This window comes from Alcanivorax borkumensis SK2, assembly GCF_000009365.1.
Lineage (GTDB): Bacteria > Pseudomonadota > Gammaproteobacteria > Pseudomonadales > Alcanivoracaceae > Alcanivorax > Alcanivorax borkumensis.
On sequence record NC_008260.1, the window covers coordinates 2,222,499 to 2,234,288 of the forward strand.

The 11,790-nt window shown below is 57.2% G+C and carries 11 protein-coding genes; 10 read left to right on the forward strand and 1 reads right to left on the reverse strand.

From position 1 onward, the window contains the following. The first annotated feature begins 15 nt into the window (after nucleotides 1-15). Both ABO_RS10000 and ABO_RS10005 read left to right on the forward strand, forming a co-directional pair. Entirely contained in the window at nucleotides 16-444 is a 429-nt protein-coding gene (locus ABO_RS10000; RefSeq protein ID WP_011589223.1) for a TIGR01244 family sulfur transferase, read from the forward strand. A gap of 16 nt (nucleotides 445-460) precedes the next feature. After that, complete coding sequence (locus ABO_RS10005; RefSeq protein WP_198407809.1) at nucleotides 461-2,188, forward strand: SulP family inorganic anion transporter; 1,728 nt, start codon at nucleotides 461-463, stop codon at nucleotides 2,186-2,188. 33 nt (nucleotides 2,189-2,221) lie between these two features. Here ABO_RS10005 and ABO_RS10010 read toward each other — a convergent pair whose 3' ends face one another. Continuing rightward, the gene (locus tag ABO_RS10010; protein ID WP_011589225.1) at nucleotides 2,222-2,833 is read right to left on the reverse strand and encodes a YdcF family protein; all 612 of its coding nucleotides are present in this window, start codon (nucleotides 2,831-2,833) and stop codon (nucleotides 2,222-2,224) included. A 193-nt stretch (nucleotides 2,834-3,026) separates the two neighbouring features. Between ABO_RS10010 and leuS the strand changes: the two genes are divergently transcribed. From leuS to rlmH, 8 genes are all read left to right on the forward strand, one after another. Further along, complete coding sequence (gene leuS / locus ABO_RS10015) at nucleotides 3,027-5,474, forward strand: leucine--tRNA ligase (protein ID WP_041705012.1); 2,448 nt, start codon at nucleotides 3,027-3,029, stop codon at nucleotides 5,472-5,474. Nucleotides 5,475-5,638: 164 nt separating this feature from the next. Next, a complete protein-coding gene (gene lptE, locus ABO_RS10020) occupies nucleotides 5,639-6,133 on the forward strand; it encodes an LPS assembly lipoprotein LptE (protein ID WP_011589227.1) in 495 nt (164 codons plus the stop codon). Beyond that, nucleotides 6,133-7,146 (forward strand): DNA polymerase III subunit delta, encoded by a 1,014-nt coding sequence (gene holA, locus ABO_RS10025; RefSeq protein WP_011589228.1) that lies wholly within the window; start codon nucleotides 6,133-6,135, stop codon nucleotides 7,144-7,146. Before lptE ends, holA begins: the two co-directional genes overlap by 1 nt. A 295-nt stretch (nucleotides 7,147-7,441) precedes the next feature. After that, complete coding sequence (locus tag ABO_RS10030) at nucleotides 7,442-8,302, forward strand: class I SAM-dependent methyltransferase (protein WP_011589229.1); 861 nt, start codon at nucleotides 7,442-7,444, stop codon at nucleotides 8,300-8,302. 608 nt (nucleotides 8,303-8,910) lie between these two features. Beyond that, on the forward strand, nucleotides 8,911-10,182 hold the full coding sequence (locus ABO_RS10035; RefSeq protein ID WP_011589230.1) for a glutamate-5-semialdehyde dehydrogenase: 1,272 nt from the start codon (nucleotides 8,911-8,913) through the stop codon (nucleotides 10,180-10,182). A gap of 50 nt (nucleotides 10,183-10,232) precedes the next feature. Then, nucleotides 10,233-10,910, forward strand: a complete 678-nt coding sequence (gene nadD / locus ABO_RS10040; RefSeq protein ID WP_011589231.1) for a nicotinate-nucleotide adenylyltransferase — start codon at nucleotides 10,233-10,235, stop codon at nucleotides 10,908-10,910. Between the two features lie 6 nt (nucleotides 10,911-10,916). Next, entirely contained in the window at nucleotides 10,917-11,279 is a 363-nt protein-coding gene (rsfS, locus tag ABO_RS10045) for a ribosome silencing factor (protein WP_011589232.1), read from the forward strand. A 3-nt stretch (nucleotides 11,280-11,282) separates the two neighbouring features. Next, a complete protein-coding gene (rlmH, locus tag ABO_RS10050) occupies nucleotides 11,283-11,765 on the forward strand; it encodes a 23S rRNA (pseudouridine(1915)-N(3))-methyltransferase RlmH (RefSeq protein WP_011589233.1) in 483 nt (160 codons plus the stop codon). Nucleotides 11,766-11,790 lie beyond the last annotated feature (25 nt).

Consider the following 11,790-nt stretch of genomic DNA (forward strand, 5'->3'; position numbering starts at 1 on the left):
CATCAAGGAGTCTCCATGACGACTACCAAGAAATTGACCGACACCCTCTTTGTCGCAGAACAGCTGCAGCCAGAAGATATGGCTGAGCTGGCCAAAGCGGGCTTCAAGATGGTCATCAACAACCGCCCCGATGGTGAAGATGAAAACCAACCCAGTAGCGCCGAAATGGCCGCCGCCGCCGAGGCAGCGGGCCTGGAATACGCTCACCAGCCTGTGGTGGGCAGTAACATCAGCGAAACCGATATCGACGGCTTCGACGCCATCGTCTCGCTGGCAGAAACACCAGTATTAGCGTTTTGCCGTACGGGAACCCGCAGCACAATGCTGTGGGCCCTGACCCAGGCCAGCGAACAAGACAACGCCCGCATTCTTGCCACCGCAGAACAAGCCGGTTACGACCTGAGCGGGCTGGTAGAGCGGCTCGATCAGCGCCGAGGCCAATAACAACGTGCAGCGAGCCTTGCGAGTAATACGCTGGTTACCCGCCAGCGACTGGCTGGCTCGCTATACCCGCGCCGATGCCGCCGGTGACGGCTTGGCCGCTATTATCGTGACCATTTTGTTGGTACCCCAGGGGCTGGCATACGCACTCTTGGCGGGTATGCCCCCTGAAACCGGGCTGTATGCCAGCATGTTGCCTTTGATTGTTTACGGCCTATTCGGCACCAGCAGCAGCCTGTCCGTTGGGCCGGCGGCACTCACATCACTGATTACCGCCTCCGCCGCCGGCGCCCTCGCCCACGGAGATCCTCAGCTGTTTATCCAGGCGGCTATTGGCATGGGGCTGCTCTCTGGAGCGGTGCTAATAATAATGGCGGTGTTACGCCTGGGCTGGCTGACTAACCTGCTTAGTCACCCTGTCATCATCGGTTTTGTAAGTGGCTGTGCCATTTTGATCGCCAGCAGCCAGCTCAAGCACCTGCTGGGCATCCCTGCCAGCGGCAATAACATTGTGCAACTGGGCCGCAGTTTGAGCGCACATTTAAATCAGAGTCACTGGCTCACCGTGGCCATTAGTGCCATCGCCATTGCCTCCCTGCTTATCCCTAAACAACTCAATGGCGCATTCAAGCGTAGCCGTTTACCCGCTTGGCTCGCCGCCTTCATGGGCAAATCCGGCCCGATTCTGGCGGTGCTGGTCACCACTGTGTTGGCATTTTCCTTCGACTTGGATCAACAGGGCTTAGCCATTGTGGGCGCAATCCCCAGCGGCCTGCCCCATCTATCCACCCCACAAATGGACTGGAACCACTGGAAGGCCGTGGCAACACCCGCTCTGTTATTAGCGCTGATCGGTTTCGTGGAATCCATTTCTTTGGCACAGGCGCTGGCTGCCCGCCGCCGGGAGCGAATTTCCCCTAATCGGGAACTGATGGGGCTGGGTTTGGCTAACCTGGCTAGCGGCCTATCCGGCTCCTTTGCTGTCACCGGCAGTTTTTCCCGCACCACGGTGAGTTTCGAGGCCGGAGCCCGGACCCCCATGACCAGCCTGCTCACCGGTATGGGCATTGCCCTGGTGGCCCTGTTTTTCACCGGTCTATTTTACGCTTTACCCTTGGCCACCCTCGCCGCGATCATTGTGGTGGGCATTATTCCTTTGATCGAACTAGGGGAAATTCGCCAGCTATGGCGATACAGCCGTCCGGATAGCATCGCTATGGTGGTCACCTTATTCGGGGTGTTATTAATCAATGTGCAAAGCGGCTTGCTTATCGGAGTAGGATTGTCCGTGGTGCTGTTCTTGTGGCGCACCAGCCAACCCCATGTGGCCGAAGTCGGCCTGGTGCCCGGCACACAGCATTTTCGTAACATTGACCGTCACGACGCCATTATCTCCGATCAGATTCTGTCCATACGCGTGGATGAGTCACTGTATTTTGGGAATGCTCGGCCACTGGAGGATCTGCTCTACGATCATGCCATGGGCCGTCCCGGTGTTGCTCATGTGGTGCTGATGTGCTCCGCCATCAATCACTTGGATGCCAGTGCTGTACAGAGCCTAGAAAGCCTCAACGCGCGGCTCGACGCCGCCGGCGTACAGTTACATCTATCTGAAGTAAAAGGCCCAGTGATGGACCGGCTGACGAAAACCCACTTGCTGAGCACTCTCAGCGGCCAGGTTTTTCTCAGCCAATATCAGGCCATTGAAGCGCTCGGCGGAGCCACCAAGACACCTGACGCCGTATAGCACCAAGAAGCGACACGCCTCTTACCCTAGCGTTTACAAAAATCGAGCGTGATACCACACTAGGGCCAACCACTCATACCAAATCTCCGGCACCATAGATATGGCCCCCGCAGAGGGAAGCCATTCCTGCTTCGGCAACCGTTTGCTCCACGCCGCCTGAGCCAACACACCCTGGCTCTGGAAACACAGCAAGGCCCTGGGCAAGTGGGCCCGATCACTGACCAACAACACCTCATCTATGCCTCGATCAGCTAACAGCTCAGAGCTATAACAAGCGTTCTCCCAAGTATTTCGGCTACGGAATTCTTTAATTACATCCAGCCGCGGCCAGCGCCGCAGCGCTTGCTCCGCCATTAAGTCTGCCTCTGTGGGCTCATCATCGTGCTTAGGGGGCTGACCGCCGCCACTGACCAGTAGTGGCAAGCCGTGCTCATGGGCCAGCTCTGCAGCCAATTTCAACCGACGCAGCCCTCGGGTATTCAACGAACTTCGGCCTTTTCGTTGGCGCCGCCCCGCGCCCAACACCACCACAGCCTGGGGCGTAATGCCGGTAATCCGGCGCGGTAAAGGCGGCAGAAAACTGCGCACCACCGCCGGCAAGCTGGCGCCCACCAACACCAGCAACGCTAGGTACGTCAGCATCATTGGCAGGCCCTCACGGCTGCCACGGCCCACCGCCGCCCCTGCTCGAGGTATTTATCATTGAGATTGCACATCTGGGCACCCGCGTATTGAGAAATCCAAGCTAAGCTCATGTATCCTATATCTCCTTCACGGTCGGAATGTTTCCTTCAACCGCCCTGTTCCCGTTTGTTTTATGATCAAGAAAAGAGAGCCGATGGACGTACAGTATCGCCCCGATCAGATCGAAGCCCAAGCCCAGCAATACTGGGATGACAATCAAAGCTTCAAGGTCACCGAGGATGCCAGCAAAGAAAAGTTCTATTGCCTGAGCATGTTCCCCTACCCATCTGGCCGCCTGCACATGGGCCATGTGCGTAATTACAGCATCGGCGATGTGGTCAGCCGTTACCAGCGCATGCTAGGCAAAAACGTGCTGCAACCCATGGGCTGGGATGCATTCGGCCTGCCGGCAGAAAATGCGGCGATCAAAAACAAGGTAGCGCCTGCCAAATGGACTTTCGAGAACATCGACTACATGCGCGGGCAGCTGCAGCGTCTGGGCTTCGGCTACGACTGGGGCCGGGAACTGGCCACCTGTACGCCAGAATATTATCGCTGGGAACAATGGTTTTTCACCAAGCTGTACGAGAAAGGCCTAGTGTATCGGAAAATGTCCACGGTGAACTGGGACCCGGTAGACCAAACTGTGTTGGCCAACGAACAGGTCATTGATGGCCGTGGCTGGCGCTCCGGCGCACTGGTGGAACAAAAAGAAATTCCCCAGTGGTTTATCAAAATCACCGACTACGCCGACGAACTGCTGAATGATCTGGATCAGCTGGATGGTTGGCCAGAACAAGTTAAGACCATGCAGCGCAACTGGATCGGTCGCTCTGAAGGGGTGGAATTAGACTTCCCCATTGAGGGAGAAGAGTCTCTGCGCGTTTACACTACGCGCCCGGACACCCTCATGGGCGTGAGTTACGTGGCCGTGGCCGCCGGCCACCCGTTGGCACAAAAAGCCGCCGCCGCCAATCACGAAGTTGCGGACTTCATAAAAGAATGCCAGAACACCAAGACCGCCGAAGCCGACATGGCCACCATGGAGAAGAAAGGTATCTACACCGGCCTAACGGCCACCCACCCGATCAGCGGTGAAGCGGTACCGGTATGGATCGCCAATTTCGTGCTGATGGGCTACGGCACCGGCGCGGTAATGGCCGTGCCCGCCCATGATCAGCGCGATTTTGAATTTGCGCAAAAATACGGCCTACCCATCAACCAGGTGATTGAACCAGCCAACGGTGAGCCCATCGATCTGGCACTCGAAGCCTTCACCGGAAAAGGCACCCTGATACATTCTGGTGAATTCGATGGGCTGTCTTCCGCCGAGGCCTTCAACGCTATTGCTAACTGGCTTAGCGAACGCTCCCTTGGCGAAAAGAAAGTGAACTACCGGCTACGTGATTGGGGTGTTTCCCGCCAGCGTTACTGGGGCACCCCCATTCCCATGGTGGAAACCGAAGACGGCACCCTACACCCCACTCCAGAAGACCAGCTGCCCGTGGCGCTGCCCACCGATGTGGAAATGGATGGCGTCACCAGCCCTATCAAAGCCGACCCGGAGTGGGCCAAAACCACGTTTAACGGCCAGCCCGCCCTGCGCGAAACCGATACCTTCGATACCTTTATGGAGTCCAGCTGGTATTACGCTCGCTACTGCTCACCACAAAGCGACACCGCCATGCTGGACCCGGCAGCCACCAATTACTGGCTGCCCGTAGACCAGTACATTGGCGGTATAGAACATGCCATTTTGCACCTCCTTTATTCTCGCTTCTTCCACAAGTTACTGCGCGATACTGGGCTGGTGAACTGCGACGAACCGTTCAAGCAACTCCTCTGTCAGGGCATGGTGCTCAAAGACGGTGCCAAAATGTCCAAGTCCAAGGGCAACACCGTGGACCCGCAGCAAATGATTGAAGAATACGGCGCCGACACTGTGCGCCTATTCATGATGTTTGCCGCGCCACCAGAGCAGTCTCTGGAATGGAACGACGCAGGCGTAGAAGGCGCCTTCCGCTTTATCAAGCGTCTATGGCGCCTGGTTGCCGAACATGTGGAAGCCGGCAATACCGGCACTCTGGATGTAAACGCATTGGACGACGCCGGCAAGGCACTTCGCCGCAAAACCCACGAAACCATTCAAAAGGTCAGCGACGACTACGGCCGCCGCAACACCTTCAACACCGCCATCGCTGCGGTGATGGAATTGATTAATGAAGTGAGCAAGTTCGACGCTGCCACTGACAATGCCCTCGCGGTGAAACAAGAAGCGCTGGAAGCCGCCGTACTGCTGCTGGCTCCCATCATTCCCCATGCGGGGCACAGCCTGTGGCAAGCCCTAGGCCATGACGAGGCGGTCATTGACGCTAGTTGGCCGAGTGTAGATGAGAGCGCACTGGTAAAAGACAGTATCGAGCTTGTGGTACAGGTAAATGGCAAGGTCCGCGCCAAACTGAACGTGCCCGCCAATGCCGATAAAGCATCGGTGGAAAGCCTTGCTATGGACGAGCCTAACGTGAAGAAATTCACTGAAGGCAAAACCGTGCGTAAAGTGATCGTAGTGCCGGGTAAACTGGTGAATATCGTCGCCAACTAATCCGCGATTCGCACCCCCGGGGCAAACTCCACCTCTTACAACCATATTTTATATGCTTTTGTATGACGCGGACGCCCCGGCAAACACGGCTCCTAGCCGGCTCCTAGCCGGCTCCAGCCATCAGCTTGAAGACGCATAAGCGCCACTTGCCCCACGAGGTTTGCATGAAGGTTATCGCCGCCATCACCACCGTACTCTTAACCCTGTTGGTTTCTGCCTGCGGCTGGCAACTGCGCGGCGAAACCAGCGTACCCTCCATGGAAAGCCTATCGCTCATGGGGGCAAGCACAGAGCTGAAATACAGCTTGGAAGATGAGCTGGAAAACCAAGGCGTACTAGTGCACAACGAGTCCCCCTATCAGCTGATCATTGATGACGAAGAGTGGATGCGCCGCACTTCCGCTGTCGATAATCAGGGCCGCCAAGCGGAAATTGAACTGCGTTACACCCTTTACTGGCACCTGCGCGATGTAAAAACCGGCGCCCTGCTCACCACCCCCAAACGCATGATGGCGCTGCGCAGCCTGCCCTGGTACCCGGAAAACGCCACCGCGTCCTCAGATGAAGAGCAACTGGTGCGCGACGACTTGTACGAAGATATGACCTTCCGGCTGATCAACCAGATCGCTGCGGCCTCTAAGGGGTGGGAGACCTACTAATGCGCCTGCGTCCCGAACAACTTGGCAAGCACCTGTCCGCGACGCTGTTGCCCGTTTATCTAGTTGCCGGTGACGAACCCCTACAGCAAGGCGAACTCATCGACGATTTACGCCGAGCGGCTCGCGACCAAGGCTTTGACGAACGCCAACGCTTTTCCAGTGATACCGGCATCGACTGGAACGCCCTGCTCAATGAATCACAGAGCATGAGCCTGTTTGGTGGCCGCCGGATTCTTGAACTGGTCCTGAACGACAAACGCCCGGATAAAACCGGCAGCCAAATTCTTCGTGATGTTCTCGCCAGCCTGAAAGGCGAAGCCAGTAGCGACACCCTGTTATTGATTCGTTGCTCGCGACTGGATCGACGCAAGGACTGGAATAGCGCCTGGGTAAAAGCCCTAGATGAAATGGGCGCAGTGATTGAAGTCTGGCCTGTAGAAGGAAATGGCCTACGCAACTGGCTACAGGAACGCCTAACCAGCCGCGGGCTGCGCGCCAGTGAAGACGCCCTCGCCCTGCTGATCGAACGCAGTGAAGGTAATCTGCTGGCCGCCGCTCAAGAAGTGGACAAACTGGCCCTGCTAGTGGAAGACGGCCAAGTCGGGCCGGAAGACGTGCAGCAAGCAGTGGGCGACTCCAGCCGCTACTCGCCGTTCGATCTCACCGACGCCACCGCCCAAGGTGATAGCCAACGGGTCATGCACATCATCCAGACCCTTCGCGCTGAAGGCGTAGAACCCCCTGTATTACTGTGGGCCTTGAGCCGCGACATCCGCCTGCTCGATGGCATGCTCGGCGGCGGACCGCCCCCGCGCCTGCCCCCGCAAAGGGTACGCGCCATGCAGAATCAGGCCCAACGCCTTAACCCCCAGCAATTACGCATTGCCCAAGCCTGCGCCATCCGCGCCGACCAATGCGTCAAAGGCATGGCCAAAGGCGACCCTTGGAAACACATCATTTCTCTGGCTCTGCGCCTAGCCGGCCACCCCCTGCCCCGCAGTATGGAACGGTAAAGCTCCGATCCGTAGCCGTTCCTTTTGAGGAACAAAATCAAGAACCGACTTTCTGTGAGAGCCTACCTGCAAGCAAAGGCTGCAACACGACTAAGGCCCGTGGCCACACGCCCCCCCTGCCCGCGAAATTCAGTTAACCGTTCAAAGTGAACCATTCAGAAGAACAAAAGCCGAGCATGTTGCTGTTTCATCACCGACTTGTTATTTGCCCCATCGATTGGCACGAATTACCACCTAGCAGGGGCAACACTCTGCTAGCCTATCCTCACTTCTTCCTTACCGGCGCAAAACAACAATGAGCGAACTACCGGATACCTCATCCATCAGCTTTACCGCCTTGTACACTGGGCATGTATGGGCCAAAGATGGATTGGCAGCCCCCTTCTTCCGCACGCGTGGCGGCGCCTTACTGTATGGCGCGCTGGCCCCGTTTGAATATATGGGGCGGCGCATTGCCGGTGGCAATATTCGTACCTTTCTTCTGCAACGCCACCTGGTTATCGACCACCGCTTGCACCAGCTAATTAACAGTGGCGTAACCCAGGTAGTGGAAATCGCCTGCGGCCTGTCGCCCCGCGGCCACCGCTTCTGCCAGCAATATCCGCAGCTCACCTACATCGAAACCGACTTGCCGGACATGGCCCGCCGCAAACAACACCTCCTCACAGAACATCAAGTGCTAAGCGAACGCCACCGGGTGATGCCCATCAATATTTTTGCTGACGTCGGCGAGCTAAGCCTGGGCCATGTTCTTGGCCAACTGGACACCAGCAAACCGGTAGTGGTCATCACCGAAGGGCTGGTGAATTATTTTCCACTGGCGGTGATCTCCGAGTTCTGGCGCAAACTGGCCACCGCCCTGGGAGCATTCCCCCAAGGTACCTACCTAACCGACAACTACCCGCTATACCAGGGCATGCCGTTCTATCACACCCTCAAGGGGCTGGGCCGTCTGCTTGGGGCTGTTTCCCGTAGCCAAGTGGGTTTTCATTTTCATTCCGACCAGCAGGCCACCAACCACTTCGAGCAAATGGGCTTCCAGTCCCTCACCATTCATAACCCAGCTGATTTTTATGGCCAGCTACCCATCCCCCAGACTCGAGGCAACCCCATGGTGCGGATATTGGAAGGGAAGACAGCGCTGGGCAATCGTTGATCGTTCACGCTTTGAGGGTTTCTGGCCAATGAAAAACACCACCTTTTCGTCCTGATCGCGGTTAAAGATCTGGGGGATTTTCAAGCTTGTCGGTGCCCAGCTTTCTCCCACAACGGACAAGAATGTTTCCGTAGATTCGATTGAAGTAATACCGATAAGAAATGCAATCTGGAAGGCTTCACCGAGCATCCGCAAGGGTGCTTACGCGGGTTGGCAGACGGGAGAATAATGCCCGGTCATTAATTTCCACTTCACTGCCCGCCCCAGAAGCACTTCATTCATGATCGCTGGGCAGGAGTATTGGTGTATTACCACCGGCACCCCTCTCAATGGCACAATCACACTCATGACATTGGGCGATTATCGGTATCTCCGTAGCAAAGGTTTTCGCTCCCTCACCCTTTGTGTGCAAGCGTACAGCAGCGGTTATCGTTATAATGCTGCTTTTCGCGGGCGAAAAAAGCAGTCCACGCTACCAGCCAGCGCGGTAGCGGGCCTCCGGTGCCCCGGCACCCGGCTCCTCTACCTTATAGGCGGGTTTAGATCCCACAGTAACGTAGCAGCCCGGCACAGCCCGCAAGCCATCAACCGATTTAACGCAGAGATTTATGGATATCCAGCAATACATGCAACGCCTGGGAGAACAGGCCCGCCAAGCCTCCCGTGCCATGGCCCGTGCCAGTTCCAGCGACAAGGACAAGGCCCTAGCGGCCATTGCCGGCGCCTTGCGCAGCCACCGTAACGCGATCCTGCAGGCCAATCAGCAGGATCTGGACGCCGGACGTAACAATGGTCTGGACGCTGCCCTGCTAGACCGGCTGGAACTGACTCCCGACCGCTTTGACGGCATGGTGGAAGGCTTAGAACAAATTATCGGGCTGGCAGACCCAATCGGTGTAATTACCGACCTGGCTTACCGCCCATCAGGCATTCAAGTGGGCAAAATGCGTGTGCCCTTGGGGGTTATCGGCATCATTTACGAGTCCCGCCCGAACGTTACCGTTGATGCCGCCGCTTTATGCCTGAAATCCGGCAACGCGGCGATTTTGCGTGGCGGCTCCGAAGCCATCAACGCTAACCAAGCCATTGCCGAATGCATACGCGAGGGCCTTCGTGAGGCTGGGCTGCCTGACACCGCCGTACAGGTGGTGGAAACCACCGACCGCGCCGCCGTAGGCGAGCTGATTAGCCACCCGGAATTCGTGGACGTGATTGTCCCCCGGGGCGGCAAGGGGCTGATCGAGCGCATCAGTAATGACGCTCGCGTGCCAGTGATTAAGCATCTGGATGGCAACTGCCACACCTACATTGATGGTCAGGCCAATATCGCCAAAGCGATCAGCGTGGCCTACAACGCCAAGACCCAGCGTTACGGCACCTGCAATACCACCGAAACGTTACTGGTAGCCAATGCGATTGCGCCACAGGTGCTGCCAGAGCTAGCGGGCAAGTACCAACAGGCCGGCGTGGAGCTACGCGGTTGTGATAAGGCCCGTCGGCTCCTGACAGAAGCAGGCATCACCGGCATGGTGGAAGCCTCCAACAGCGACTGGGAAGAGGAATTCCTGGCGCCGGTGCTCGCGGTAAAAATCGTTGACGGTATTAATGACGCCATCGAACATATCAACCGCTATAGTTCGGGCCATACCGAAGCCATCATTACCGAAAACTACACCTTGGCTCGCAGGTTTCTCACCGAAGTGGACTCCAGTTCAGTGATGGTGAATGCCTCCACCCGTTTTGCTGACGGGTTCGAATACGGGCTGGGTGCCGAGATCGGCATTTCCACCGATAAAATCCATGCCCGCGGCCCAGTGGGTCTAGAAGGGCTGACCAGCCAGAAATGGGTGGTGTTGGGTGATGGGCATATACGGCTGTAAACGCCAGATGCAGGATGCCGGATACCTAACGCCAAACACGGAGGCGTGCTTTGCATAACGTCCAACATGCGGCGTCCGGCGGCCGGCCTTTGGTTCTCTTTGGCGGCACCTTTGATCCGGTTCACCGGGCGCACATCAGTGCGGCCCGAGCTGTATCTAAGGTGCTCAATGACGCCCCTGTGCACCTGCTCCCTAATGCGGTTCCCCCTCACCGGCCGCAACCGTTGGCCGATGGTGAGCAGCGCTTGCGTATGCTGGAGCTGGCCTGTGCTGACCACCCACAGTTGCACCCGGATGGTTGGGAATTGGCACAGCCCGGCCCCAGCTACAGCCTGGTCACACTGCAGCATTTTCGCAAACAACACCCAGACCGGCCGCTCGTGTTTATGATCGGCGCCGACAGCTTTGCCAACCTGCATCAGTGGCACCAATGGCGAGATTACACCAACCTGTGTCACCTGGCAGTGGTACCTCGCCCAAACAGCCCGCTGGCAGATAATGCCGTCTTAGAGGCGTTTCCAGAAACCGATGCCCACGGCCTGGCACAGCAACCCTACGGCTTACGACTAATGCTCAAACGCCCATTTCTGGATGTCTCTGCCACCGCCATTCGTCAGGCGCTCGCAAAAAAAGGGCACTGTCCCGCGTTAGATGACGCCGTGATTACGCATATTCACCGCCACGACCTGTATAATGTGGCCGAACATACCCCTTTTAACCAATCATGAGGCCCCATGAGCGCTGACACTCCGCTACTGCAACTGGTCATCGACGCCCTGGAAGAAGTCAAAGCCCAAAACATCACCCCGCTGGATGTACGTGAAATCACCAGTGTCGCGGATACCATGGTTATCGCCAGTGGTACCTCCAACCGCCACGTGAAAGCGCTGGCCGACAACGTGTCTGATGCGGCCAAAACCGCCGGCTACCCGCCGATTGGCACCGAAGGAGAAAATACTGGCGAGTGGATTTTGGTCGATTTGGGTGACGTCATTGTTCACCTGATGCTGCCCGCCACCCGTGAATTCTACGATTTGGAACGGCTGTGGAAGAACCCCCAGCACCACCCAGACCGCGAACAGCAGCAAGACCACTAGCCCATGCACCTTGTTCTGCTGGCCATCGGCACCCGCATGCCAGCGTGGGTCACCGAAGGTTTTAACGAATACCAGAAGCGTATGCCTCCGGATATGCGCTTAACACTGGAAGAGATTCCCATGCCTAAACGTGGCAAGGGAGACGCCGGCAGTCAAATACGGGCAGAAGCTGACGCCCTACGCAAGCGCCTGGAAACAATTGTGAAAAAAAGCCCGGGCGCCAAAACCGTGGCGCTGGAAGTCAACGGCCGGGCGCTGGACACTCACGCCCTTAGCCGTAAACTGGGCGAGCTAAAAGACGTGGGCCAGGATTTAGTGCTGCTGGTGGGCGGGCCCGATGGCCTGTGCCCCGAGTTATCAGCCAGCGCCCATGAGCGCTGGAGTCTGTCCAACCTGACATTGCCCCACCCACTGGTGCGAGTATTGTTGGCTGAGCAGCTCTACCGGGGCTGGACACTACTGACCGGGCACCCCTATCACCGTTGAATAGCGACAAACTCCACGCTACAAC

Bases quoted from the DNA above. Each gene is read 5' to 3' on its own strand.
- ABO_RS10000 (WP_011589223.1), top strand. From the start codon at position 16: ATGACGACTACCAAGAAATTGACCGACACCCTCTTTGTCGCAGAACAG.
- ABO_RS10010 (WP_011589225.1), bottom strand. From the start codon at position 2,833: ATGATGCTGACGTACCTAGCGTTGCTGGTGTTGGTGGGCGCCAGCTTG.
- leuS (WP_041705012.1), top strand. From the start codon at position 3,027: ATGGACGTACAGTATCGCCCCGATCAGATCGAAGCCCAAGCCCAGCAA.
- lptE (WP_011589227.1), top strand. From the start codon at position 5,639: ATGAAGGTTATCGCCGCCATCACCACCGTACTCTTAACCCTGTTGGTT.
- holA (WP_011589228.1), top strand. From the start codon at position 6,133: ATGCGCCTGCGTCCCGAACAACTTGGCAAGCACCTGTCCGCGACGCTG.
- ABO_RS10030 (WP_011589229.1), top strand. From the start codon at position 7,442: ATGAGCGAACTACCGGATACCTCATCCATCAGCTTTACCGCCTTGTAC.
- ABO_RS10035 (WP_011589230.1), top strand. From the start codon at position 8,911: ATGGATATCCAGCAATACATGCAACGCCTGGGAGAACAGGCCCGCCAA.
- rsfS (WP_011589232.1), top strand. From the start codon at position 10,917: ATGAGCGCTGACACTCCGCTACTGCAACTGGTCATCGACGCCCTGGAA.
- rlmH (WP_011589233.1), top strand. From the start codon at position 11,283: ATGCACCTTGTTCTGCTGGCCATCGGCACCCGCATGCCAGCGTGGGTC.